This window comes from Micromonospora sp. C31 (assembly GCF_018070575.1).
Lineage (GTDB): Bacteria > Actinomycetota > Actinomycetes > Mycobacteriales > Micromonosporaceae > Micromonospora.
The window spans coordinates 681478-706331 of record NZ_JAGPXN010000001.1 but is presented as its reverse complement, the minus strand read 5'-3'; the positions used below and the strand labels follow the sequence as shown (position 1 = coordinate 706331).

Sequence of the window (24854 nt, the reverse complement as noted above, 5' to 3'; positions counted from 1 at the left end):
TGGGGGATGTGCGGTCGGGACGGGGGTTACCGGCGGGTCACCGGAGTGCCGAACAGTGTCGATCATGAATCGTCCGAGGTGATGCGGTGCCTGCCGAAAATTGGTGACAGGAGTTGAAACAGACGAATGCCCCGGGCGCCAGGGGCGCCCGGGGCATCCGGTGGGACGTCAGCGGACGAACGCCGGCGGGCTGGCCGGGCTCTCGTTCGCCAGTCGGTCGAGCGCGGTCACGTAGTAGGTGTACCGCTTGCCGGCCTCGGCCGTCGTGTCCACCCAGGACTGCGTCCGGGTGCCCGCGTCGGCGCGGACCGTGTCGACCAGGTGCGCCGCGTCGGCGAAGTCGCACCGGCCGGCCAGGCCGAGCCCGTCGAAGCGGTAGACCGCGTACGAGGTGGCGGTGCCGAGCGGGCCCACGCCGTCGGCCGGCTGGCGCCAGCTCAGGCGGACCCCGTCGTCCTGCCGCGCGGCCCTGGTGACCACCGGCATGAGCAGCGGCTTCTTCGGCAGGTGCGACATCGTCGGGACGAGTGCCGGGCGGGAGTAGTGCTCGGCGGCGTAGATGTCGGTCGCGCCGAGCCGGTTGGCCCGCACCTGCACGGCCGAGAAGTGGACGTTGCCCAGGACCTCCGGGTACTGCCGGTTGAGCGTCAGGTGGTCGGACAGCTCGCGCGGGTTCTGCCAGAACGGCCCGTAGACCGGTTCACCGCTCTTGTAGTCGGCCTGCCCGATGTAGAGCTGCACCCGGGTGCCCTTGACCACGTCCGCCCACCACGGCACGAGCCGGGCGTAGTCGGCGGCCGGGTACTGGCCGATGTACCAGTAGAGCTGCGGCACGATGTAGTCGATCCACTCCTGCTTGACCCACTTGCGGGTGTCGGCGGAGATGATGTCGTACGACTGGCTGCCGGTGGTGTCCGAGCCCAGCGGGTCGACCGACTGGTTGCGCCAGATGCCGAACGGGCTGACGCCGAACTTCACCCACGGCTTCTCGGCCTTGATCTTGGCGTTCATCTCCTGGATCAGCAGGTTGATGTTGTCCCGCCGCCAGTCGGCCTTGTCGGTGAAGCCCCGGTTGTGCGCCGCGAAGGTGGCGTCGTCGGGCACCTGGTGGGTGCCGCTCGGGTAGGGGTAGAAGTAGTCGTCGAAGTGCACGCCGTCGACGTCGTACCGCTTGACGGCGTCCATCATCGCGGTCTGCACGAACTCGCGGACCTCGGGGATGCCGGGGTTGTAGTAGAGCCGGCTGCCGGCGACCCCGGCCGGCGGGTAGGCGAAGGTCCACTCCGGGTGCTCGCGGACCGGGTGGTCGGGCGCGAGCTGGTTGATGTCGGCGCCGGCGCCGCCCGGGGCGGGCATGGAGATGCGGTACGGGTTGAACCAGGCGTGGAACTCGAGGTTGCGCTTGTGCGCCTCGTCGACCACGAACTTCAGCGGGTCCCAGCCCGGGTCCTCGCCGCGCACCCCGGTCAGGAACTCCGACCAGGGCTCGTGGGGCGACGGCCAGAACGCGTCGGCGGTCGGCCGGATCTGGACGACCACGGCGTTGTGGTTGAGCCGCTCGGCGAGGTCGAGCAGCTGGCGGTACTCGGCCTGCTGGGTGGCGACGCGGTCCGGCGAGGTCTGGGAAGCCTTGCTCGGCCAGTCGATGTTCACGACCGAGGAGATCCACATGGCCCGGAACTGCCGCTTGGGCGTGGCCGGGTCGGTGACGCAGGAGGTGGTGGAGGCGGCGGTGGTCGCCGCGTCGGGCGCCGCGCTCGCCGGGGTGGCGGCGACGAGCGCGCCGAGCAGTGCGGCGGCCAGCCCGGCGGCTCCGAGCCGAGTTGCCTTCATGCGGTGTGTCCCTTCGTTGGGGCTCCCGTGTCAGGGGTCGATCGCGGCGCAGACGGCAAGTTTCGCCGTTGGCAATCTGCCGCTGGTAGGAAATTTTCACACCTCACGGCTCTGCGCAAGAGTCTGGACGGGATCGATCCGTCCGTCCACGTCCGCCCACCCCCGCGGTCGGGGCGACGGGGCGCAGGGTGGCGGACCGGACACTCCGGGTGGTGACCGGACGGCCCCCCGGTCGGGGACCGGGGCCGGGCTGCCCGGGAACACTCCAGGCGTCGGGTCAGGGCCTCGGCTGCGGCCCCGCCGTCGGGCCCTTGACGACCGGCTTGCCGTCGGTCCAGACGACCTCGTCGAGCCAGACCTGGCGGCCCGGGTCGACGGTGCCCTCCTGGCCGGGCGGCCAGGCGTGGTAGAGCAGCCAGGTGCGCCCGTCCTTGACCACCAGCGAGGCGTGCCCCGGCCCCGAGGCCACCTCGTTGCTCGTCAGGATCGGGTTCTCCGGGGCCTTCACGCACGGCCCGGCCGGCGACTCGCAGACCGCGTAGCCCTCCGCGTACTCGGCGCGGTCGTAGGCGTTGGCGGCGAAGAACAGGAACAGCCGGCCGTCCTGGCGGTGCAGGAACGGGCCCTCGACCAGGGTGCCCTCCCACGGCTCGGTCTGCTTCAGCAGCTTCGTCGGCTCGCCGAGCAGGCGCAGCCCGTCGTCGGAGAGGCGCTGCGACCAGATCCAGGTGTCCACCCCGATGGCGTTGCCGTCGTTCTTCCACAGCAGCCAGAGGCTGCCGTCGGCGTCCCGGAACGGGCTGGCGTCGATCGCCCCGCCCAGCTCCGCCTGGCAGATCAGCGGCCCGGTCGAGTCGTCCCGGTACGGCCCCTGCGGCGCGCTCGCCACGGCCCGTCCCACGCACTGCCGCCCCGACTCGCGCCCGGCGACGGTGTAGTAGAGCGCGAACCGGCCCGGGGCCAGTTCGATCGCCTCGGGCGCCCAGGTCTTCCCGGCGTCCGCCCACGCCGGCAGCTCCGGCAGCGCGTCCCCGGCCGGCGTCCAGTCGACCAGGTCCGCCGAGGTGAGCACCGGCACGTTGCGGCCACCGGCGTTGGTGTGGAACAGGTACCAGGTGTCGCCCACCCGGATCGCCTGCGGGTCGGGCGCGTCGGTGCGTACGACCGGCCGTACTCGTCGGCGGTCTTGTGCCCCACCTGCCACGGGCCGTCCAGCTCGTTGCCCAGGCACCAGAGCCGCACCCCGTACGGATCCTCGGCGCCGTGCTTGCGGCGCAGGTCGGACAGCTGGGTCCCGCCCGGATGGTTGGTGTACTCCAGCAGGTCGCAGGCCTCCTGCACGCCCCGGGTGCCGAGGTTGACGGCCATCATCGGCTCCACGCCCGCCGCGGCGGCCCAGGCCATGAACTCGTCGAGCCCGAAGGCGTTGGTCTCGACGGTCTTCCACGCCAGGTCGAGCAGGCGGGGACGGTCACCGAGCGGGCCGACGCCGTCCTCCCAGCGGTAGCCGGAGACGAAGTTGCCGCCGGGGTAGCGGACCACGGAGACGCCCAGCTCCCGGGTCAGCTCCAGCACGTCGCCGCGCAGCCCGCGCGAGTCCGCGGCGGGGTGCCCGGGCTCGTAGACCCCGCCGTAGACGCAGCGGCCCATGTGCTCGACGAACGAGCCGAAGAGTCGCCGGTCGGCCGGTCCGACGGCGAAGGCCGGGTCGATGGTGAGCTGCGCGGTCCGCAAGGGGGTGCCACCTTTCCTCGTTGCCGATGCCGGTGACCACGGTCACCTGGCGCCCATGGTTTGTACAACGTTGTAAGCAACGTTGTAAAGAGCCCCCGGGGTAAAGTGCGCAGCCATGGGGGGAGGCGGCGTGGTGCGACACAGGCTCAAGGACGTGGCGGAGCGGGCCGGCGTGTCGGTGAAGACCGTCTCCAACGTTGTCAACGGCTACGTGCACGTCCGGCCCGACACCCGCGCCCGGGTCGAGGAGGCCATCGCCGAGCTGAACTACCGGCCCAACCTCTCCGCCCGCAACCTCCGCAAGGGGCGCACCGGGATCATCGCGTTCGCGGTCCCCGAGCTGGACATCCCCTACTTCGCCGAGCTCGCCCGGCACGTCGTCACTGCCGCGGCCGAGCTGGGCTGGACGGTGCTGATCGACCAGACCGGCGGCGGCCACGAGCAGGAGCGGGTGGTCGCGTCGGGCATCACCGAGCACCTCATCGACGGGCTGATCCTCAGCCCGCTGGCGCTCACCGCCGAGGACCTCGCCGGGCTGGCCGGCACTCCGATGGTGCTGCTCGGCGAGCGGGTCGACCACGGTCCCGCCGACCACGTCGGGATCGACAACGTCGGCGCCGCCCGGGCGATCACCGCCCACCTGGCCGGTCTCGGCCGTCGCCGGATCGCCGCCATCGGCTCGCAGCGCACGCCGGAGGGGGCCAGCGCCCGGCTCCGGCTCGCCGGCTACACCGCCGCGCTCGCCGACGCCGGCCTCCCCCACGACGAGCGGCTGGTGGCGCCCGCGACGGCCTGGCACCGCGCGGACGGCGCGGCCGCCATGCGCGCCCTGCTGACCTCGGGCGTACGCCCCGACGCCGTCTTCTGCTTCAACGACACCCTCGCCCTGGGGGCCCTGCGGGCCCTGCACGAGGCGGGCCTGCGCGTTCCCGAGGACGTGGCGGTGGCCGGCTTCGACGACATCGAGGACGGGCGCTTCTCCGTGCCCACCCTGAGCACCATCGCGCCGGACAAGGAGCGCATCGCCCGGCTGGCGGTGGAACTGCTCGCCGGCCGCATCGACGGCGACCGCACCGCCCCGCCCCGGGAACTCTCGGCCCCCTGGAGCCTGGCCCCCCGCGAGAGCACCCTGGGCCGCTGACCGCGACGGGCGGATCAGTCGAAGAAGCGGGCCAGGTGGGCGGAGGTGGGACCGTCCGCGGCCGGGGGCAGCGGGGTGAGGTCGGCGAAGATCGACGCGCCGTCGCAGCCGACGTGCAGCGGATACCAGCGCGGGGTGCCCGGCGGGCGCTGGAGGCAGATCCCCTTGACCGTCTGCACGTCGAGCAGTCGCACGTGGGTCGGATCGGCGACGGCGTTCACGTGCCGCCACCACGGGCTCATCACGTGCAGCACGCCACCCGGCCGCAGCGCCCGGTGACACTCGTCGACCAGCGGCAGGAAGTCGATCAGGTGCTCCAGGATGTGCACCGCGAAGAAGACGTCCACCGAGTCGTCGGCCAACGGCAGCGGGCCGGAGAGGTCCGCCACCGCGTCCACCCCCGGGGCCGGGAAGATGTCCAGCCCCAGGTTGCCCGGCCACTGCTTGGTGGCGCCACACCCCAGGTCGACCACCACCGGGTCGCGCCCGGCCACGCGTACGCGGCACCAGACGCCGAGCACCCCGGCGAGCCGGCCGACCCGGTCCCGGACCAGGCGCAGCTCGTCCTGCCCGGCGACCTCACCGCCGAGGTGGGCCACCCCCCGGTCGAAGCGCACCTCGACCGCGAGGTCGCGCAGCCGGTCGTCGTGCCGGGCCTGGTCGGCCCAGGCCTCGGCGAGAAATCCGTCGATCGCCCGCAGCCGCTCGGCCGAGGGCGGATGCTGTGCCAGCGCGACCATCCGGGCCACCTCCCGCCGGCCGATACCCGGATCCCCGCCGGTTATGCCCCGGGCGCTCCCGAAGCGGCCGGGCGGGTCAGCCGGTGATCGTCCGACGCGGGCGCCCAGCGCCGCGCATCCGCTGCCGGGGCGGCGGTGCTGCCGGCTTGGGCCGCTTGAGGTGGTAGCGGTGCAGCTCGTTGTTGCCGGGCAGGGACGGGTCCTCACTCATCGCGACCAGCTCCCAGCCCTGGTCGCCGGCCCGGTTCAGGTGGGCCAGCGCCGTGTCGCCGTAGGGCGTCACGTCGACCATCGAGCCGTCCGGGCCGTACCAGACGAAGACGACCTCCCAGCCGACGTCGTTCGAGGCCGCCTGGCGGCGGCGGACCAGCAACGCGTACTCCCACTTGAGCATGGGGTCATTCTCGCCCGCCACGAGCGGGTCGGCACGGATCAATCCTCGGCGATCCGTCCGGCGGCCACCCGGAGCCGTCGGTTGGTGGTCACGGCGTCCAGCATCCGTCGGTCGTGGGTGACCAGCAGCAGCGTGCCCGGGTAGCTGGCCAGCGCCGACTCGAGCTGCTCGATGGCGGGCAGGTCCAGGTGGTTGGTCGGCTCGTCCAGCACCAGCAGGTTCACCCCGCGCCCCTGCAGCAGCGCCAGCGCCGCCCGGGTCCGCTCGCCCGGCGACAGGGTCGCCGCCGGCCGCAGCACGTGCCCCGCGCGCAGGCCGAACTTGGCCAGCAGCGTCCGCGCGTCCGCCGGCGACAGCCGCGGTACGGCGGCACCGAACGCGTCGATCAGCGGCACGTCGCCGAGGAACAGCCCCCGTGCCTGGTCCACCTCGCCGACCACCACGCCCGGGCCGAGCGCGGCGTGCCCCGAGTCGAGGGGGAGCCGGCCCAGCAGGGCGGCGAGCAGGGTGGACTTGCCGGACCCGTTCGCCCCGGTCACCGCCACCTTGTCGGCCCAGTCGATCTGGAGGGTCACCGGGCCGAGGGTGAAGGCGCCCCGGCGTACGACGGCGTCGCGCAGCGAGGCCACGACGGCACCGGCGCGGGGCGCGGCGGCGATCTCCATCCGCAGCTCCCACTCCTTGCGCGGTTCCTCGACCACCTCCAGCCGCTCGATCAGCCGCTCGGTCTGCTTGGCCTTGGCCGCCTGCTTCTCGGTCGCCTCCGCGCGGAACTTGCGGCCGATCTTGTCGTTGTCGGTGGCCTTGCGGCGGGCGTTCTTCACGCCCTTCTCCATCCAGGACCGCTGGGTGCGGGCGCGCGCCTCCAGCCCGGCGCGGGTGTCGGCGTACTCCTCGTAGTCCTCGCGGGCGTGCCGGCGGGCCACCTCACGCTCCTCCAGGTAGCCCGCGTAGCCGCCGCCGTAGTGCCGGACCTGCTGCTGGTGCAGGTCCAGCTCCAGCACCCGGGTCACCGTGCGGGCGAGGAACTCCCGGTCGTGGCTGACCAGCACCGTGCCGGCGCGCAGCCCGGTGACGAACTCCTCCAGCCGCTCCAGGCCGGCCAGGTCCAGGTCGTTGGTCGGCTCGTCGAGCAGGAAGACGTCGTAGCGGCTGAGCAGCAGCGAGGCCAGCCCCGCCCGGGCCGCCTGGCCGCCGGAGAGACCGGTCATCGGGTGGTCCAGGTCGACCGTGAGGCCCAGCTCGGCGGCCACCTGCTCGGCCCGTTCCTCCAGGTCCGCGCCGCCGAGGGCGAGCCAGCGCTCCAGCGCCTCGGCGTAGGCGTCGTCGGCGCCGGGCCGGCCCTCGGTGAGCGCCGTCGTCGCCGCGTCCAGCGCGGCCTGCGAGGCCGTGACCCCGGTGCGCCGGGCCAGGAAGTCCCGCACGGCCTCGCCGGGCCGCCGCTCCGGCTCCTGGGGCAGGTGCCCGACGCTCGCCGTGGGCGGGCTGAGCGTCACGCCGCCGGCCTCCACCGGCAGCAGTCCGGCGAGGGTACGCAGCAGCGTCGACTTGCCGGCCCCGTTCGGCCCGACCAGCCCCACCACGTCCCCCGGCGCCACCACCAGGTCCAGCCCGGCGAACAGTGCCCGGTCCCCGTGCCCCGCGGCCAGCCCCTTGACGATCATCGTCGCGCTCATCAGTCCCCGACCCTATCCCCGCCCGGCCCCGCGCCCGCGCGCCCCCGCCACCGCGTGATCCCGCGCTCCCGGTCGGGACGAAAGGTGGCGAAGGCCGCGGCTACCGGGCCGGAAGTGCAGGAGCGGCGAACGGAGTCCGGTGGGCACGCGGCACACTGCTCGGGTGGTGACCACTCTGGCGATCGACTGTGGCGGCGGCGGGATCAAGGCATCGGTGCTGGACGAGGCGGGCACGATGCGCGCTCAACCGCTGCGGGTGCCCACGCCGTACCCGCTGCCGCCGGCGCTCTTCGTCAGGACGCTGCTGGACCTGGCCGGCCGGCTGCCCACGGCGGACCGGCTCACCGTGGGCCTGCCGGGCATGATCCGGCACGGGGTGGTGGTGGCCACCCCGCACTACGTGACCCGCTCCGGCCCCCGCTCGAAGGTCGACCCCGCCCTGGTCACCCAGTGGTCCGGGTACGACGCGCGCACGGCGCTCGCCGAGGCGTTCGGGGTGCCGGCGCTGGTGCTCAACGACGCCGAGGTGCACGGCGCCGGGGTGGTCGCCGGCACCGGCTGCGAGCTGGTGCTGACCCTCGGCACCGGGCTGGGCAGTGCGCTGTTCGACGGCGGGTTGCTCGCCCCGCACCTGGAGCTGTCGCACGCCCCGGTGCGCTGGAACACCACCTACGACACGTACGTCGGCGAGCCGGAGCGGCGCCGGCTCGGGGACGCGTTCTGGTCCCGCCGCATCCGCCAGGTCGTGGACGGGCTGCGCCCGGTGTTCCGCTGGGACCGGCTCTACCTGGGCGGCGGCAACTCCCGACTGATCCGCCCCGAACAGCTCGCCCGGATGGGCGACGACGTGGTGGTGGTGCCCAACACCGCCGGGATCGTCGGTGGCGTACGCGCCTGGGAGCTGACCGCCGGCCGGCACGGCGCCACCACCTGAGCCTCTGCCGTACGGCCCCGGCCGGTCGCGCGGTTTCCGGCCGCTGCCCGTGCGGCCTCCTGCCCGTGCGGCCTCCTGCCCGTGCGGCCTCCTGTCCGTGCGGCCTCCTGTCCGTGCGGCCTCCTGCCCGTGCGGCCTCCTGCCCGTGCGGCCCCCTGTCCGTGCGGCCTCCTGCCCGTGCGGCCCCCTGCCCGTGCGGCCCCCTGTCCGTGCGGCCCCCTGTCCGTGCGGCCTCCTGCCCGTGCGGCCTCCTGCCCGTGCGGCCTCCTGCCCGTGCGGCCTCCTGCCCGTGCGGCCTCCTGCGCGGGAACAGTCGCGGGAGGGTGGATGTTGTGCCAGCGTCGGGACACTGGTGCGACACGAGGGGGTGGGTCGGATGGACCTTCTGGCCGAGTACCGACGGGCGACCATGTTCTTCGAGGCCGGTGACCCGTCCGGGGCGGCCCGGCTGCTCGAACCGATCGTGGCGGCCGAGCCCGGCAACGCCTCGGTACGTCAGCTGCTGGCCCGGGCGTACTTCCAGTCGGCCCAGCTCAACCGGGCCGAGACGCAGCTGCGGGAGCTGATCGACCGGGACCCCGCCGACCACTACGCCCACCACGTGCTGGGCCGCACGCTGGAGCGGCTCAACCGGCACGCCGACGCGCTGCGGCACCTGCGCATCGCGGCGGCCATGCACAGCGGAAACGACGACTACCGCGTCGCCCTGGACCGGGTGCAGACCCGGGTCGAGGGCAACCGCTGACGAAGTGGGCACACGCGGGCGGGGCAGCTCGGCAGAGCTGCCCCGCCCGCGTCCTCAGCACGGAACGCGCAACGCCAAGCGCCGGGGTGATCAGGACGCCATGGACCATAAAGGTGCCGGGTGACGTCCATGCCGTCCTGATCACCGGCATCGCGGTGGACGCCGCGGGGCGCCTACCATCGGCGTCATGGGACGTGAGCTGCCGGCGGGTACGCGATGAAGCTGAAGCTGGACCTGCACGAGATCTTCAACAAGGGCCAGGACATCGACCGGGCCCTGCGCGGGATCATGGACGAGGCGGTGGCGAAGAAGGCCACCCTCGTCGAGATCATCCCCGGCAAGGGCTCCGGCCAGCTCAAGAAGAGGGTGCTGCGCTTCCTCGACCAGAAGGACGTCAAGCAGCTCTACCACCGGGTCGAGAAGGACTCGAAGAACTTCGGCCGCCTCTTCGTGCACTTCCGCTGGAAGTAGTGGGCAAACGGTCCGTGACCTGTATGCGTTGCCGTCTCGCCGCACTACCACGACCCGCCGGCTGAACCTCGACCCCGACAACCACCAGCAGCGCACGGAGGACCGGCCCACCACCACGCTCGCCCCGAACCACGAGCACCCACTCCGCACGGGCGCGGCCCGTGCTGGCAACGGCCTGTCGAGACATGCCGCGTCCGCGCTGGAGCCGTCGGACTCGGCGCACATCGAACTGAGACGGCCAAGAGACACCCTGGCTCCGCGGCGGACGGGAGGGGGACATGCTCGTCGGTAGCTCTCGCGACTGCGACACGGCATCCCTTGGGAGGAGGCCCTCTCTACCGTAGAGTTCTCTGCGTAAGAGATTGCCGAGCGGTTGGAGCATGCGATGAACTCGATCAGCGAAGGCCGAGCTGCTGGTGTCGACTTCCGAGTGTTGCGCGGGCGCGTCCGTGCTGACCGCCGGGGAACTTCCACCCCGCTTCTGGTGTTCGGTCTGGTCACTGCTGTCTTTGCGCTGTCCGACAACGTATGGGGCAGGTATGTGCCGGCTCCGTTCTACTGGCCGATGGCCACCCTGGTCGCCCTCATCGCCCTCGGGCTGTTGTCCTGGCGGCTGGCGCTGCGTACGGGTGTCGGTGAGGGGCGACGCTCCTATGGCAGGCTCGCCGTGCTGTACCTGGCGGGAATGCTGCTCATCGCATCGTCGTGGTGGTTCGCCGGCATGCGGCCCCTGCTGTGGCCGGTCACCGCCCTGTTCGTCATCGGCATACTGCAACGCGACCGGGCCCTGACGGTGTGGTCGGGTGTTGCCGCGGCCTTGTCCCTGCTGGCCTGGCTGTATCTGCTACTCGCGCCAGGTACCGATGTCACGCACAGCGTCATCGGCCTCGGATACGAGTGGACCGAGACGCTCATCTTCGCCGGCACCGGGGTTGTGCTGATCGTCGGAGGCGCTCTCCTGCGGCGGCGAGAAAGGCTCGTGGCGTGAGCTCCAAGCCCGCCATGCATCCCATTCTTTCGCTGGACGATGTCGTGCACCAAAAGACGCGCCTGGCCCTACTGACCGTGCTGGACGAGGCGGGCCGCGCCGATTTTCCCTATCTCAAACGTACGCTCGGGCTGACCGATGGCAATCTCGGGCGTCATCTCGACGTGCTCGCGGAACAATCACTCATCACCATAGCCAAGGGTCATGAAGGACGAAAATCCCGCACCTGGGCGGCGATCACCCCGGATGGGCGCAGGGCTCTCGCTGCCGAGATGAAGGTGCTGGCCGCGCTGGTGCAGCGTTTCCAGGAGAATCGTTCGGATTGACCGGCATGAGTGCTCATCTGCTACACGACTCTCGTCGTGAGCACTCACCCACCCGGTACCGCGTCTTCCGACAAGCGAGTCCAGATCGTCTGACCCAGCGTGGCGCCCTGGGCGGGGAAGGTGAGCTCGACCTCCTTGCGGCCGTCCTTGATCAGGGGATGCTTGATGACGGCACGGCCCGGCCCTGCCTGCCGAACGCTGAGGGTGAGCCTTCCCGTGGCGTCGGTCCGCCCGGAGGTGAGTCGCTCATCACTAGACTCCAGCAGGACCACCTCCGCATCGGGTAGGCCGAGGTCGAAGCACTCCTGGCCGGTCTTCTCACAAACGGACAGGTGAACGTCGAACCTCACCGTGCCTGGGTCGTCGTCGCCCGCGCACCCCCCGAGAACCGGTCCTAACGCGGCGAGCAACAGAGCGGCAGTTGTAGTCCGGCGTCGAATTCTCATGTCAACCCAATCTACGAAGTGCCTCGACGGGCTCAGTTGCCGCCGCCCGCCACGCGGGATAGATGCCTGCGACCAAGCCTGCTGCGGCGCCTACCAGGGGAGCTGGAAATATGATCCAGGGTGCGATGACGGCCGTCCACTGCTGTGCGAGAGAAACTATCACAACGGTGATGACGCCAAGGCTTGTGCCGACGAGTCCGCCGAGCAGTCCGAGGATCGTGGACTCCATGATGAATTGGGCTCCGATGTGCCACCTTCGTGCCCCCAACGAGCGCCGTAGACCGATCTCCGACGTTCGTTCCAGGATTCCGACCAGGGTCGTGTTCGCAATGCCGAAAGCACCGATCACCAGCGATATCGTGGCGAGCAGAACGAACAGCAGATTGACGTCTCCCAGCACACTGTCGTGCAGGCTGCGTGGGCTGACCGGGGAAATGACGCGGAAGCGCTCAGGCGCCTCCGGCCGTAGCGCTACCGCAACCTGCTCCGCCACCACCGTCGCCGCCCCCAGTCGCGTCTCGATCAGCATCTTGGCCGCCGCCTGTTCCGGCATTCCGTAGTCGGACTCGGCCGTGCTGAGGGGGATCATCACGCTGAACAGTGCCTCCGGGAGCCGATCCACCTCGGAGACGATCCCGATCACGGTATAGGGCCGCTCGTCGACGAACACCGCAGGCTGGCCGTCGAGGCGTGTGACCCCGAGTCTCGACGCAGCGACGGCACCCAGCACCGCCACGCGTTCCCCGCGCTCGGAGTGGAAGCGGTCGTAGAGGCGTCCCTGCTGGAGCTTCGGATGCGTCGCGGACAGCGCCCCGTCCTCCACGGCGAGGAACCTCAGGTCCTCCGTGCCGGTGACCACCCCGTAGGCGGCGCTGATGCTGGGCTTCTTGGCCGGGACGGGCCACCACACACCGGCGTGTACGACCCCGTTGAGCGCCTGCACCCTGGCCGACGAGTCGGGTCCGAAGGATCCCTCCGACGCGGGCATGTCAGGGGGACCGACATCCTCCACCACCACCTGGGTGGCCGCCAGAGCCGTGAACCGCTCGTCGATCTGGTTCCCGGCGGTGCCGGTGATGCCGAGCACCGCGACGAAGGCACTGACGCCCAATACTGTGCCGAGGGCGGTCAACGCCGACCGGCCCGGTCGTTGCAGCAACCCGGCCAGCGCCTCGGCACCAAGATCTCGCCAACTGATCCGGGACCGCAGCGTCATGACAGGCGGCCGTCGCGGATCGTGACTGTCCGTTGGCCGCGGGCGGCGACCTCGGACGCGTGCGTGATGACCACCAGAGTCATGCCGTCGCGGTGCAGTTCATCGAGTAGGTCGAGAACACCGTCGGCGGTAGCCGTGTCGAGATTGCCTGTCGGCTCGTCGCAGAGCAGGAGGCTCGGCCGGTGCACGATCGCGCGTGCGATGGCCACCCGTTGTCGCTCGCCTCCGGACATGGTGTTGGACAGCGAGGAGCGCCGGTGGCCCAGGCCGACACGCTCAAGGGCAATGCCGGCGTCGAGCATTCGCTGGCGGCGCCCGGCCCCGGCGTACAGCTGGGCCAGTGCCACGTTCTCGGTGGCGGTGCGAAGGGGCATCAGGTGGAACGACTGGAACACGAATCCGACCTGATGGGCGCGGATTGCGGTCCGTGACCTGTCGTTCAGCTCGCTGACGTCCGCGCCCTCGAACTCGTAGACGCCTGCCGACGGCCGATCGAGAAGGCCGAGGATGTTGAGCAACGTAGACTTGCCGGATCCGGACGGCCCCACCACCGTCAGGTAGGTGCCCGGCTCGACCGTCAGGTTCACCGGGTGCAGGGCCTGCACCGGTGGCGGGCCCGGGAAGGTGCGGCAGGCGTCGACGAGTCGTATCACGGGTGTCATGGCTGCCCACTCACCACGACGCGGTCGCCCTCCGATACCGGCGCCTTCAACGGGGTGATCGCGACGAATCCGTCCCCGGACACCCCCGCCCGCACCTCGACGCGCTGTATCTCTCCCGATGGGCCCCGAACCGAGACGGCGGCCTGTCCACCCGCCCCCGCCGAAATCGCCGACAGCGGCACCAGCAGGACGGGGGTCTCGGTCTGGGCGGCGGTGATCGTCACCCGCACATCCAGGTCCGCCCACGAGGCCGACAACGGTCGTGCCGGCCGCAATTCCACGGGGTGGTACGGAGAGCCGCCACCGGACTCCGCGGTGCTGGGAGTCAGGCGGCCCACGGAGGTGACCGTGCCGCGTGTCTCCTCGCCGAGTGTCTCGGAGATCACCTGTGCCGTCATGCCGGGTCTCAGCAAGGCGGCCTCATCGGGACGCAACTTCAGGGACACCTTCAGTTGCCCGGTCGCCAAGGTGATCAGCGGGGCGGTGACGGCGTTGCCGACGGTGGTGGGAACATCCACCACCCGCGCCGGGAGGTTGGGAATGAAGATGAACTCGGCCATCGGCACCATCGGACCGGTGCGTGCGACGAGGTCCCGATGCCGCTCGGTCGCCCGGCGCAATCCCGCTTCGAGCCGCCGCCGCTGTTGGCTCAGTGGCTCCTCCGCGGCGGCGACCTTCTGACCAGCGGCGATTCGACGCCGTACGGCGTCGAGTTCGATTCGTGAACCTTCCACCGCTTCGCTGGCAGCCAGCAGGGCTTCCTCGTCGCCGGCTCCACCTGGGCCGCCGGTGTCCGGAACGTCATATCCGATCTCGGCGTACAGGCTCCGGACGGCCGCCTTGGTCCGTGCGCCGAAGAAACCAGCGCGGTCACCGTTGTGGTAGTGGCCGAGCGACCTCATGGCGACCTGCAGTTGTCTGACGTCTTCGCCGTGGTCGCCGGGCTTCAGGTCCCGGTAGCCCGGCACCTTTCCCGGAAAGACGATGAGCGGCCGGCCGGAGACCGCGAGCAGGACGTCTCCGGCGGCAACCTTCTCTCCTGGTGTCACGTTCACCCGCGTCAGGACCTGGGCGAGTGTCCCGAGGACGACGGGCGTGACCTCGATCCGCTGAGCGGCGGTGACGGTCCCCCGTACCACCAGTGTCCGGGTCAGCACCCGCCGCTCGACCTCTGCGGTCAGCAGTGTCGCTTGGGGTGGCGCCGCGTTCGCCCGCTGCTCGGCGGGCGATTTCACGTACTTGGCGCCGAAGAAGCCCAGGGTGATCAGCAGGGCGGAAGCGGTGCTGACGGTCGTGAGGAGCAGGCGGCGGCGGCGCATCGAGGTTTCCGGTACAGCTTCGCTGGTCATCGGGCGCCGGCCGACACAGTGGCTGCGTTACGTAACTCTCGATCCATGATCGTCTTCAGTTCGCGGAGTGACTCGCTGTTCTTCTCGACCGCGCGCTCCTGATAAGCACTCTCGACCGAGATCCAGACCCCGACAAGGTTCGTGGCCCTCTTGCACTCCACGTCAGCGACGGCGACCTGGATCTCGTCGGTCGTTGCCGATGGTTTCTCCTGCCATCGGTTGTCATCGTTCGCCTTGAGCGGGTCCGTGTACTGGTAACCCCGCTGAGCCATGCAGGCCGCCCACTGCCCCAGGGCGGCTGTCACCCGGCTGTCGTTCCTCGCCTTCCTGGACGACTCCCCTGCGAGCGCGTAGGCCGGTGCCATCCGGTCCTGTTCCACTGACTTGATCTGGCGTCGGGCCTCGCCGAGGCAGCCACCTTCCGGTACCTGCGTTCCGGTGCTGGTGGAAACCTCGCCGTGCATGACCGCGTAGGCGCCGGCCGGTAACTCCGGTTCGACGGGCCTGTTCGAAATCAGAAGTGGGTCGGGGTGGTAGCCGAAGCGCTTGGCCTTGCCGATGTCGACGATTCCGTAGCGCTCGGCGTTCTTGCTCTGCAACGGTTCCGGAATCTGTGGGACCGCCACCCGGTACCCGAAGCGTTCGAGGCATGCTGTCGTGATGATCGCCCTGGCCCGGTCGAGGATTCGATGATCCTTCAGGCTGAAGATGTAGGCATCGAGCGGCAGCACGTAAGTTTGCAGGTCGACGTCAGAAGGAATGTCAACGACTGGTGGTTCCCCTTCCGCCTCGGCGGTGACCGGGTTGCCGCAGGCGGTGGCGGAAATTGCGCTCGCGGCCAGCAGGGCAGCGATCAGCAGCTTGACACGGCGCTTCATTACCGATCCTTCGGGCATGACGTTCTTCGTCGGCATCCCGTTGCCGGGAAGCCGACGAAGGTGACGATCGTCGGACTGGGCGATTACCAGATGTTGGAACTAGCCTTGTCGTTCATCTCGTAGTCGGAAAGATTCTTGATCTCGAAATTGCCTCCGATGTAGACGCACGATCCCCGACCCCAGGAGTTCTCGCAGATGCCGTATGCGGTGGACCGCTTGTTACGGGCCGAACTGGCCTGATCGTTGATCGACTGGGTGGTGCCCCACCAACGCTCGCCGCTGTCGTAGTTCATGACCGCGCCGAAGACATCCCACTGCCCACCGCCGTGACTGGTGTGCTCGGACAGGCACAGGTCCCCGGAACCGCACGTGCCGTCGTTGGCCATTGCCGGTGTAGCGGTCACGGCAAGACCGCCCAACGTGATCCCGAGCGCCAAGACGGCAGCACGCAGGCGGTTGAACGGCATGTCGATTACTGCCATTGTTGTTCTCCCGATGGTCAGTAGTTGTTGGAACTGGCCTTGTTTTCCATGCCGAAGTCGGCGAAGACGCTTACCTGTCCGCCCGGCGGTACGGGGACGTAGTCGCCTCGGTAGAACGAGTGCTCCCACACGTAGGCGGTCCAGAAGCTGTATTTGCTCTTGGCTGAACTGGCCGCGTCCTGCACCGTGCGGGTCGTGCCCCACCACTTGTGGCCGCTGGTGTAGTCGGACACGTAGCCGCTGTCGTCCCAGCGGCCACCACCGAAGAGCGTGTTCTCGTAAAGGCAAAGGTCGCCGGGTCCACAGACGCCGTCGTTGGCCGATGCGGGCCCTGCCTGGACCGCTGCCGAGCCCAGTGCCAAGCCTGCGACCAGGGCGATCGCACCAAGTGGCCGGGTGACTGATCTGCTTGTGTTCACGGTCACGTCCGATCTGTCCACGGCGCTGCTCTCGGCGATGCGCCGTGCTGCTTGAGGGACTGCTCCCGCCGGCAGGCTGCCACGACTGCCGGCGGGAACAGGTGCCCTGCTGAGCCGGTGGAGCGGCGATCAGCAGGGGTAGACCGTGTTGGACGCCTGCGCGTTCGCCTTCTCCCAGGCGTAGTTGTTGTTGCTCCAGCTGATGCCGATCGAGTCGAAGCCGACGCTGACACCGCTCAACGTCGCCCCGGTCCGGGAGTGGCCGTACTTCGAATGGGCGGTGAGTGCACCGCAGCCCGGGGAGTCGATTCCCATCACCAGTTGCCCGTGGTACATGTTGTAGTCGTCCGCGGAGCAGGTTCCGCCCTTGCAGAACCGGTCCTGCGCCTGCATCGCGAAGCCGTGATTGCTGGTGTCCCCGATGTTGCGGGCTGCTGGCGGATACACGTTGGTGGCACCCCAGCTCTGGGCCGAATAGCCGCCGGGGTCGCTCACGTCCCGAGTCAGACTGATGCCCATGACGTCGTACCCGCCGACGGCGCAGTTGCTGCAACTGTTGGCATCCTCCTTGAGCCGCGGGATGCTGTTCCAGTTCCAGTAGGCGAAGACGCTGTACTTGCCGGTGCAGGTGTCACGGTAGATTGACGGTGCCGGCACGCTGAGATTGCTGGGCTGGGTGATGAAGGGGGAAACCCCCGGCTCCGGCCTTTCACCCACCAGATCCAACCCGTAGTCCCTGCTCAGCGCCCGGTCGATCCAGGCCTGACTCCTACCCGCCTGCCGCATCCTGATCACGGCGGTGTTCAGCGCATCGGCCTGCGCATTCTCGTCGGTCGGCAGTGCGGCCGCCAGAGGAGCCCGGACGGACATCGGCAGGGCGCACATCGCCGACCCGTTCGAGTTCGTCTCCGAGTGGGGCGAGGCACTGGCTGAAGTGCCGGACAGTGCGGTTGCCATGAGACCGAAGGCCAGTGTCGCGACCGCGCCACGTAGCAGCTTTGACCGTTTACTCAATCTTGTCCCCTTTGATGTGGGGGGACGGCCCGGGGTGCGTGCCATGTTGGGCGCACCTGGGTGAGCACGACGTTTACCCTGCCAAAACACATCTGACACCATCCCCCGTGATAGTGATGGTGATGAGTCTTCACTCCAGTTCGGCTTCTGTCAATGGAAGTTCTACGATGCGTGGTGTGGCTGATGCTCGTGACATAAGCCGATCCTTCAGCGTGACCTCGTACGTTGCTGATTGGCGATGCCCGAGAACTCGGAGGCACATAGAGCTTTTCGGGGAGGAGTCGGATCGGCGGCTGGCTCGATGGGCCCGGATGCCCGACGGCTCACAGGCATAACGTCGACTTCTGGCGTGGCGGCGCGAGGAATCCCGTCTGGACGGGTGGCACCGGGCGGGGAGACGGTGCCGGCCGAAGGTCGCTTCCCACGGTGGCCCGCACCGCCGTACGCCGGTCAGAGCGGATAGGTGCGGGCCACCGCCAGCATCTCCGAACTGTGCGAGCCCACGATCCCCACGCCGGGCGGACGCGGCCGGAAGCCGGGCAGGGTGTCCAGGCCGTCGCTGGCGTCCATGGCGCGCAGCGCCACCTGCCCGGCCTTCGGCGTGACGGTCAGCGTCACCTCGATCCCCTCCGGCGGCGGGGCGTGGAAGACCAGGCCGAAGCCCCAGCGGCCCTCCGGGGCCTCCACCGGCACCGTACGGCCGGCCACCTCCGCCCGCAGCACCGTCGCCGTCGCGGCCTCCACGTGCAGCGTGGTGAGGCGGACCTGGCGCTGGGGGACGAGCCGCAGGCGCAGGGTGCGCTCCGCGCCGGCGGTGGTGTCGGCGAGCACCTCCAGCTTCGGGGCCGGCAGGTTCGCCGCCTGCGCCGGGCCGGCGCGCAGTTCGGCGTCGCCCAGGCCGGGGAAGTCGGCGACCTCGGTCACCCCGTCGACGTAGCCGTCGGTCCAGGGCTGCGGATCCTCCTCGTGACTGAGCCAGCGGGCCTGCCCGGTGCCGGCGTCGAGGGCGTACATCAGGTGGGTGGGCGCGGGGTGCGCGGCGTCGAAGCGGTCGACGGCGAACCCGACCCCGGCCAGTACCACGGCCGCCAGGGCGGTGGCGGCGGCCGGCAGCGCGCCGAACCGGCGCGCGCGCAGGGCGGACATCCCGCGCTGCCCGCCGGCCTGGGGGTGCAGCAGGTCGACCACCGGCAGCGCGGCCAGGCCGAGCAGCACCGCGACCAGCGCCGCGACTCCGCCCATCGCCATGCCGAGCGCCGGGAAGAGCAGTACGACGGTGGGCAGCAGGATCACCACGGCCACCGCGGCGGCCAGGGTCGCCGCGACCACCGGCCACGGGCCGTCGATCCGCACGCTCAGCGCGACCAGCCCGGCCAACGCGCCGGCCAGGGCCGGCAGGGTGACCAGGTACGCCCCGCCGGGCACCAGCACGGCGAGCAGTACGCCGAGCACGGCCAGCCAGCCCAGCGCGCCGATGGCGAGCGCGGCCGGCCCGACCCGGCGGCGGGTCAGCGCGTACCAGGTGAACAGGACGGCGGCGGCGAGCGCCACCACGGCCAGCCGGTACCAGGTCGGCCGGTACGGGTCGAGCAGCTCGGCGTAGCCGGGCCGCAGCGCGGTGACCGCCGCCCAGAGCAGCTGCGCGCCGAGCGGGGCGAGTACGAGCGGCAGCAGCGCCAGCCCGAACCCGGCGGCGAGCCGGCCCCCGGTGGTACGGCCCCGGCGCAGGGCGAGCCAGCCGAGGGCCGCCACGGCGGCGAGCGCCACCAGTGCCAGGGGCAGCACCAGCCAGCCGGGGTAGCGGACCAGCCCGCCCGGGACCGGGAAGTAGGTGGCGTCGTGCCCGGAGTCCAGCGCCTTGAGGTCGACCCGGCCGAACTCGCGGGCGAGGCCGAGGGCATTGTCGCCGTGGTGCTGGAGGCTGGCCCGGTCCATGGCGGCGGGGGTGTCCAGCGGGGTGTGGTAGATCGCCCCGCCGTCGATGTACGCCGAGTTGAGCCCGACGAAGTCGTTGTCGAGGAACGCGGTGAAGTCCGTGTCGTTGGGCAGCGCGCGGTAGATCTCCACGGCGAACGAGGTGCCCACGGGGTGCGGGGCGGCCCGCCCGAAGGCGTCCACCAGGGCGGCGTTGTCCCGCGACGTCTCGAACATGATCACGGGACCGGTGGAGCCGCGCGCCTCCAGGTTGAGCACCACGCCGCCGTCGGCGGCCAGCGGATGGCTGGACGCGAACGCCGCCGCCCCGCACAGGCACGCCTCCTCGGCGTCGGTGAGCACGAAGACGATGTCGTTGCGCGGCCGGGGGCCGGCGGCCAGTGCGCGGGCCACCTCCAGGATGGCCGACGTGCCGGCGGCGTCGTCGTTGCCGCCCGGGCCGGACTGCACCGAGTCGTAGTGCGCGACGAGGAAGACCTCCCCGGTCGGGTCGGTGCCGGGCAGCCGGGCCACCACGTTGCGTACCCGGGCCAGGGTGGCCCCGCCGGCCGCCCCGCTGAGCTGGCCGGCCTCGGGCGCGACGGTGTCCTGCACCCCGACCTCCAGACCGAGGCCGCGCAGCACCCCCTCGACGTGGGCGCGGACCTGGTCGTTCGCCGGGCTGCCCGCCACGTGCGTGCGCGCGGCGACGACCTGGACGTGCTCGTACGCCCGGGCGGCGCTGAACTCGCCCGGCGGCGCGTCGGCCGGGCGCGGTGCGGGGGTGCGCAGGTCGAGCAGGGTGCCGGCGCCCACGGCGGCGAGCGCGGCGAGCGCCGCCACGGCGGCGGCCAGCCGGCGACGGGGCCGGGCCAGCGCGCGGTCGGCGGGGCTGGTGGGGGGTGCGCCCACGGGGTCTCCTCGGTACGGGTCTCGGGTGGGCACCATCCTGCACCCCGGCGGCCGTCAGCGGGACTCCCCGGTGGCGGGCCTGGGCCCTCTCGTCCGCTTTGCCCCTCGCCGCGCAGTGATCCGACCCATGGCCCCGCGCATGCGGAGCCCGCCGTGTTGTGTGCGAACGTTGTCTAATACAGGATCAGCAGGGCACTCGGAAGGAGCCCGACATCACCAGCGATCTCCCGCGTCTCGCGGCGGTGACCCGGCCGTACCGGGGAACCGGCCTGGCCGGTTCCTCCGTCGTGCCGTATCCGCACGGCGGCATGGGACGTCATCCCAACCTGCCTCCCGGCGAGCGGCTGCGGGTGCTGCTGGTCGAGGACGACGAGGGCGACGCCTTCCTGGTCGGTGAGCTGCTCGCCGAGACCAACTCGATGATCGACCTGCTCGTGGCGACCAGCCTCAGCGAGGCCCGGCAGCGCGTGACGGGCGTCGACTGCGTCCTGCTCGACCTGGGCCTGCCCGACGCACAGGGCCTCGACGGGCTGCGCCAGGTGCTGGAGATGGCCAGCGGCGCCGCGGTCTGCGTGCTGACCGGCCGCTCCGACGAGCACCTCGGCATCGTCGCGGTCGCCGAGGGCGCCCAGGACTATCTGGTCAAGGGCCAGGTCGACGGGGTGCTGCTGACCCGGGCGCTGCGCTACGCGGTGGAACGCAAGCGCGCCGACGAGAACGCGCGGCGGCTGCGCGAGGTCGAGCTGCGCCAGGCCGAGTCCGCCCGCCTCGAACGGGGCCTGCTGCCCCAGCCGCTGATGACCACCGACGTGGTCGCGGTGCACACCTTCTACCGGCCGGGCCGGCACGCCGCCCTGATCGGCGGCGACTTCTACGACGTGGTGCAGACCCGGCCCGACCGGCTCGACCTGATCGTCGGCGACGTCTGCGGGCACGGCGTGGACGAGGCGGCCCTCGGCGTCGAACTCCGGGTCGCCTGGCGGGCGTTGATCCTCGCCGGCGTGCCCGACGACGAGGTGCTCCCGGCGCTGGAGCAGGTGCTGATGAGTGAGCGCCGGCTCCAGGAGATCTTCGCGACCGTCGCCACCGTGCGGCTGGACCTGGACGCCAACCGGGCCACCGTCCGGCTGGCCGGGCACCCGCCGCCACTGCTGCTCGCCGGGGGCAAGGTGGCGCCGGTTCCGGCACCCGGTGGCCTGCTGCTCGGCGTACGACCCCGCCGGCCCGTGGCCTACGACCTGGAGTTCGAAACCGATGACTGGTCCCTGTTGATGTACACCGACGGCCTGATCGAGGGCCGGATCGGCGAGGGCGACGAGCGCCTCGACGTGCCGGGCCTCAGTGGACTGCTCGCCGACCCGGCGACCCTCGCCGTGCCGCTGGCCGAGCTGCCGGCGTGGCTGGTCGGGCGTGCCGAGCAGATAAATGGCGGTCCGCTCTCCGACGACGTCGCCATGCTGCTGGTCAGTCGGGGTGGTGGCCGGTGACGGGCATCCGCGAGTGGACGCTGCGTCAGCGGGTCGTCACGCTGCTGACCGTCGTCGCCGTCTTCCTGATCGGGTTGGCGGGCGGCGCGGTGGCCGTGGCGGCGCAGAACCGGACGCACATCGACGCGATCCTGAACAGGACCGGGCCGCTGCGGGTGCAGGCGCAGGAGGTGCTGAACGCGCTGCTGGACCAGGAGACGGCGGTGCGCGGCTACGCGGTCAGCGGCAACCCGGCCGACCTGGCGCCGTACGAGGCCGGGCGGAAGCGGGAGCAGGACCTGGTCGCCTCGATGGAGCGGCTGCTCGGCGACTACCCGGACATCCGGCAGGAGCTCCGGTTGGTCGAGCAGCGGGCCGAGGAGTGGCGCCAGGCGGTGGCGGTGCCCGTGGTCACCGCGACGCAACGGAACGGCACCGACGCGGCGCAGGCGCTCATCACCGACCAGGCCCGGATGCAGTTCGAGGAGGTCCGTGGCGCGCTGGACAGCCTCCAGTTCGAGATCTTCGAGGCCCGGCAGCAGAGCGCCGAGGACGTCCGGCGGACCAGCAACCTGCTGGTCATCCTGCTGATCATCGCCGTCGCGGTGGTGGTGGTCGCCGGCAGCATGCTGTTGGTCTCCCTGGACAAGATGGTGATCCGTCCGCTGACCGGCCTCGCCGACCAGGTCCGCGAGGTGGCCGAGGGCGACTACCAGCACGGCATCGCCGGCACCGGCCCACCCGAGTTCCTCCGGCTCGCCGAGGACGTGGACGCGATGCGGCGCAAGATCGCCAAGGACCTGGCCGAGGTACGGGAGGCCCGGGAGCGCATCGAGTGGGTCAACAGCCAGCTGCAGAAGCAGGCCGAGGAACTCACCCGGTCCAACCGTGACCTGGAGCAGTTCGCGTACGTCGCCTCGCACGACCTCCAGGAGCCGCTGCGCAAGGTGGCCAGCTTCTGCCAGCTCCTGCAGCGCCGCTACGCGGGGCAGTTGGACGAGCGGGCCGACCAGTACATCGCGTTCGCGGTCGACGGCGCGCAGCGGATGCAGCGCCTGATCAACGACCTGCTCGCCTTCTCCCGGATCGGCCGGCTCACCACCGGCTTCACCGAGGTCGACATGAACGAGGTCATGGGCGACGTGGCGGGCCAGACCGAGGCGGCCCGGCAGTACGCCGACGCGGAGCTGACCTGGGGCGAGCTGCCGGTCATCCGCGGCGAGGAGCCGTTGCTGACCAACCTGCTGGCCAACCTGGTGAGCAACTCGGTGAAGTTCCGCCGCCCCGACGTGTCCCCGAAGGTGCACGTGTCGGCCCGCCTCGTGGGCGACGAGTGGGAGATCAGCTGCCAGGACAACGGCATCGGGATCGAGCCGGAGTTCGCCGACAAGATCTTCGTCATCTTCCAGCGGCTGCACGCCAAGGACGCGTACCCGGGCACCGGGATCGGGCTGGCGATCGTCAAGAAGATCGTGGAATACCACGGTGGCCGGGTCTGGGTGGACACCGGCACCGAGGAGGGCACCGCGATCCGCTTCACCCTTCCGGCGCTGCCCGAGGACGTCGAGGCGGCAACCTCCGCGGCGGACGAGGCGGCGACCGGCGAGCCCACGACCGGGGACGGCGACGAGCCCGCCGCCGAGGCCGGGACGGGCGGCACTCCGGCGCAGGCCGGCGGACGCGACGACGAGACGGAGACCACGGACGGGCCCGACGGGGGACCGGAGCGCGGTAGAACGGGTGACATGAGGGAGACGGTGGGATGACCGCGCCGGCGGACGGCAAGAGCCCGATCGAGGTCCTGCTGGTGGAGGACGATCCGGGTGACGTGTTGATGACCCAGGAGGCGTTCGAGGAGCACAAGCTCCGCAACCGGCTGACCGTCGTCTCCGACGGCGCCGAGGCGCTCGCCTACCTGCGGCGGGAGGGTCGGTACGCCGACGTCGTGCAGCCGGACCTGATCCTGCTCGACCTGAACCTGCCCCGCCGCGACGGGCGGGAGGTGCTGGAGGAGATCAAGTCCGACGAGCAGCTCTGCCGGATCCCGGTCGTGGTGCTGACGACCTCCCAGGCCGACGAGGACATCCTGCGCAGCTACCAGTTGCACGCCAACGCGTACGTGACGAAGCCGGTCGACTTCGAGCGCTTCATCTCGGTGGTCCGGCAGATCGACGAGTTCTTCGTCAGCGTGGTGAAGCTGCCGCCGCGTGGCTGACACCCTGCTCGACGACGTCGGTGGTCTGCTGCGCGAGACCGCCGACCAGGTCGTGCTTCCGCTGTTCCGCAAGCTCGACGACGCCGACATCAGCGAGAAGGCGCCGGGTGAGCTCGTCACCGTCGCCGACCGCCGCGCCGAGGAAGTGATCTCGGCGGCCCTGCGCCGGCTGCGCCCCGGCTCACTGGTGGTCGGCGAGGAGGCCGTCGCCGACGACCCGGCCCTGTTGGGTCACCTGCACGGCTCCGGCGACGTGTGGCTCGTCGACCCGGTCGACGGCACCTCGAACTTCGCCGCCGGCCGGCAGCCGTTCGCGCTGATGGTGGCACTGCTGACCGACGGCGAACCCGTCGCCGCCTGGGTGCTCGACCCGCTCGCCGGGACGCTGGCCGTCGCGCGGGCCGGCGAGGGAACCTGGCTCGGCGGCCGGCCGCTGTGGACCGGCGACCGCGCCCCCGCGCTCGACGCGGTGCGCGGCGCCGCGATGTCGCACGCCCTGCCGTCCGCGCCGCGGGCGCTGGTCGAGGCGGGTGGCGCGCGGCTCGGCGAACTGCTTCCGGGCCAGCACTGCGCCGGCCGGGAATACCTGGACGTGCTGACCGGGGACCAGGACTTCGTCCTCTTCTGGCGCACCCTGCCGTGGGACCATGCCCCGGGCGCCCTGCTGGTCCGGGCGGCGGGCGGGGTGGCCCGGCGCTTCGACGGCACCGACTACCGCCCCGGCGACGACGGTCACGGTCTCCTGGTCGCCGCGAGCGAGCAGATCTGGGCGCAGGTACGCGAGGCGTTGCTCGACGTTTCGTGACGTCGGGGCGACGCCGGGTCGATGTTCGACGGCTCGGGTGTTCGCGGGCCTGGCCGGGCGCGCTCCGTCCGGTATCCTGACCGCCGGTCTCCGC

The 24854-nt window shown here is 71.1% G+C and carries 23 protein-coding genes and 2 pseudogenes; 10 read left to right on the top strand and 15 right to left on the bottom strand.

The window, feature by feature from the left end:
- Positions 1-168: 168 nt before the first annotated feature.
- The 3 genes and pseudogenes from KBX06_RS03285 to KBX06_RS03275 all read right to left on the bottom strand — a co-directional run.
- A complete protein-coding gene (locus tag KBX06_RS03285) occupies positions 169-1833 on the bottom strand; it encodes a glycoside hydrolase family 10 protein (RefSeq protein WP_210832627.1) in 1665 nt (554 codons plus the stop codon).
- Positions 1834-2110: 277 nt separating this feature from the next.
- Entirely contained in the window at positions 2111-2959 is an 849-nt protein-coding gene (locus KBX06_RS03280) for a glycoside hydrolase family 43 protein (RefSeq protein WP_307854420.1), read from the bottom strand.
- Positions 2960-2982: 23 nt separating this feature from the next.
- A pseudogene (locus KBX06_RS03275) lies at positions 2983-3567 on the bottom strand (alpha-L-arabinofuranosidase); the annotation flags it as partial.
- Positions 3568-3700: 133 nt separating this feature from the next.
- On the opposite strand from KBX06_RS03275, the gene KBX06_RS03270 reads away from it, so the two are divergent.
- Entirely contained in the window at positions 3701-4708 is a 1008-nt protein-coding gene (locus KBX06_RS03270) for a LacI family DNA-binding transcriptional regulator (protein ID WP_210832948.1), read from the top strand.
- Positions 4709-4722: 14 nt separating this feature from the next.
- Here the strand turns inward: KBX06_RS03270 and KBX06_RS03265 are convergent, their stop codons facing one another.
- From KBX06_RS03265 to KBX06_RS03255, 3 genes and pseudogenes are all read right to left on the bottom strand, one after another.
- Positions 4723-5448 (bottom strand): methyltransferase domain-containing protein, encoded by a 726-nt coding sequence (locus KBX06_RS03265; RefSeq protein ID WP_210832626.1) that lies wholly within the window; start codon positions 5446-5448, stop codon positions 4723-4725.
- 148 nt (positions 5449-5596) lie between these two features.
- A pseudogene (locus KBX06_RS03260) lies at positions 5597-5842 on the bottom strand (hypothetical protein); the annotation flags it as partial.
- Between the two features lie 38 nt (positions 5843-5880).
- Positions 5881-7518 (bottom strand): ABC-F family ATP-binding cassette domain-containing protein, encoded by a 1638-nt coding sequence (locus tag KBX06_RS03255; RefSeq protein WP_210832624.1) that lies wholly within the window; start codon positions 7516-7518, stop codon positions 5881-5883.
- 163 nt (positions 7519-7681) lie between these two features.
- Between KBX06_RS03255 and KBX06_RS03250 the strand changes: the two genes are divergently transcribed.
- The 5 genes from KBX06_RS03250 to KBX06_RS03230 all read left to right on the top strand — a co-directional run bounded on the left by KBX06_RS03250 (position 7682) and on the right by KBX06_RS03230 (position 10982).
- Positions 7682-8452, top strand: a complete 771-nt coding sequence (locus KBX06_RS03250; RefSeq protein ID WP_210832623.1) for an ROK family protein — start codon at positions 7682-7684, stop codon at positions 8450-8452.
- A gap of 376 nt (positions 8453-8828) precedes the next feature.
- Positions 8829-9197: a M48 family metallopeptidase gene (locus KBX06_RS03245; protein ID WP_210832622.1), complete on the top strand. Its 369-nt coding sequence runs from the start codon at positions 8829-8831 to the stop codon at positions 9195-9197.
- 216 nt (positions 9198-9413) lie between these two features.
- Positions 9414-9668 carry a Smr/MutS family protein gene (locus KBX06_RS03240; RefSeq protein ID WP_007465523.1) on the top strand — a complete coding sequence of 85 codons (255 nt, stop codon included), beginning with the start codon at positions 9414-9416 and terminating at the stop codon, positions 9666-9668.
- Between the two features lie 385 nt (positions 9669-10053).
- Complete coding sequence (locus tag KBX06_RS03235) at positions 10054-10656, top strand: hypothetical protein (RefSeq protein ID WP_210832621.1); 603 nt, start codon at positions 10054-10056, stop codon at positions 10654-10656.
- Positions 10653-10982, top strand: a complete 330-nt coding sequence (locus KBX06_RS03230; protein WP_307854405.1) for a transcriptional regulator — start codon at positions 10653-10655, stop codon at positions 10980-10982. The genes KBX06_RS03235 and KBX06_RS03230 overlap by 4 nt, the downstream gene beginning before the upstream one ends.
- 44 nt (positions 10983-11026) lie before the next feature.
- Here KBX06_RS03230 and KBX06_RS03225 read toward each other — a convergent pair whose 3' ends face one another.
- From KBX06_RS03225 to KBX06_RS03185, 9 genes are all read right to left on the bottom strand, one after another.
- Positions 11027-11332, bottom strand: coding sequence for a hypothetical protein (locus KBX06_RS03225; RefSeq protein ID WP_210832620.1), 306 nt, complete (start codon positions 11330-11332; stop codon positions 11027-11029).
- A gap of 97 nt (positions 11333-11429) precedes the next feature.
- Positions 11430-12644, bottom strand: a complete 1215-nt coding sequence (locus KBX06_RS03220; RefSeq protein WP_210832619.1) for an ABC transporter permease — start codon at positions 12642-12644, stop codon at positions 11430-11432.
- Positions 12641-13306, bottom strand: a complete 666-nt coding sequence (locus tag KBX06_RS03215; RefSeq protein WP_210832618.1) for an ABC transporter ATP-binding protein — start codon at positions 13304-13306, stop codon at positions 12641-12643. Before KBX06_RS03215 ends, KBX06_RS03220 begins: the two co-directional genes overlap by 4 nt.
- Positions 13303-14655: an efflux RND transporter periplasmic adaptor subunit gene (locus KBX06_RS03210; RefSeq protein ID WP_210832617.1), complete on the bottom strand. Its 1353-nt coding sequence runs from the start codon at positions 14653-14655 to the stop codon at positions 13303-13305. The genes KBX06_RS03215 and KBX06_RS03210 overlap by 4 nt, the downstream gene beginning before the upstream one ends.
- A complete protein-coding gene (locus KBX06_RS03205; RefSeq protein ID WP_210832616.1) occupies positions 14652-15533 on the bottom strand; it encodes a hypothetical protein in 882 nt (293 codons plus the stop codon). The genes KBX06_RS03210 and KBX06_RS03205 overlap by 4 nt, the downstream gene beginning before the upstream one ends.
- A gap of 83 nt (positions 15534-15616) precedes the next feature.
- Positions 15617-16015, bottom strand: a complete 399-nt coding sequence (locus KBX06_RS03200; protein ID WP_210832615.1) for a hypothetical protein — start codon at positions 16013-16015, stop codon at positions 15617-15619.
- A 17-nt stretch (positions 16016-16032) separates the two neighbouring features.
- The gene (locus KBX06_RS03195; RefSeq protein WP_210832614.1) at positions 16033-16440 is read right to left on the bottom strand and encodes a peptidase inhibitor family I36 protein; all 408 of its coding nucleotides are present in this window, start codon (positions 16438-16440) and stop codon (positions 16033-16035) included.
- A 123-nt stretch (positions 16441-16563) separates the two neighbouring features.
- Entirely contained in the window at positions 16564-17391 is an 828-nt protein-coding gene (locus KBX06_RS03190; RefSeq protein ID WP_210832613.1) for a hypothetical protein, read from the bottom strand.
- Between the two features lie 507 nt (positions 17392-17898).
- A complete protein-coding gene (locus KBX06_RS03185; RefSeq protein WP_210832612.1) occupies positions 17899-20274 on the bottom strand; it encodes a M28 family peptidase in 2376 nt (791 codons plus the stop codon).
- A 308-nt stretch (positions 20275-20582) separates the two neighbouring features.
- On the opposite strand from KBX06_RS03185, the gene KBX06_RS03180 reads away from it, so the two are divergent.
- The 4 genes from KBX06_RS03180 to KBX06_RS03165 are packed head-to-tail and all read left to right on the top strand — an operon-like array spanning position 20583 to position 24760.
- Positions 20583-21761: a PP2C family protein-serine/threonine phosphatase gene (locus KBX06_RS03180; protein WP_247684993.1), complete on the top strand. Its 1179-nt coding sequence runs from the start codon at positions 20583-20585 to the stop codon at positions 21759-21761.
- Positions 21758-23506, top strand: a complete 1749-nt coding sequence (locus tag KBX06_RS03175) for an ATP-binding protein (protein ID WP_210832610.1) — start codon at positions 21758-21760, stop codon at positions 23504-23506. The genes KBX06_RS03180 and KBX06_RS03175 overlap by 4 nt, the downstream gene beginning before the upstream one ends.
- On the top strand, positions 23503-23955 hold the full coding sequence (locus KBX06_RS03170; protein WP_088998277.1) for a response regulator: 453 nt from the start codon (positions 23503-23505) through the stop codon (positions 23953-23955). Before KBX06_RS03175 ends, KBX06_RS03170 begins: the two co-directional genes overlap by 4 nt.
- On the top strand, positions 23948-24760 hold the full coding sequence (locus tag KBX06_RS03165) for an inositol monophosphatase family protein (protein ID WP_210832609.1): 813 nt from the start codon (positions 23948-23950) through the stop codon (positions 24758-24760). Before KBX06_RS03170 ends, KBX06_RS03165 begins: the two co-directional genes overlap by 8 nt.
- Positions 24761-24854 lie beyond the last annotated feature (94 nt).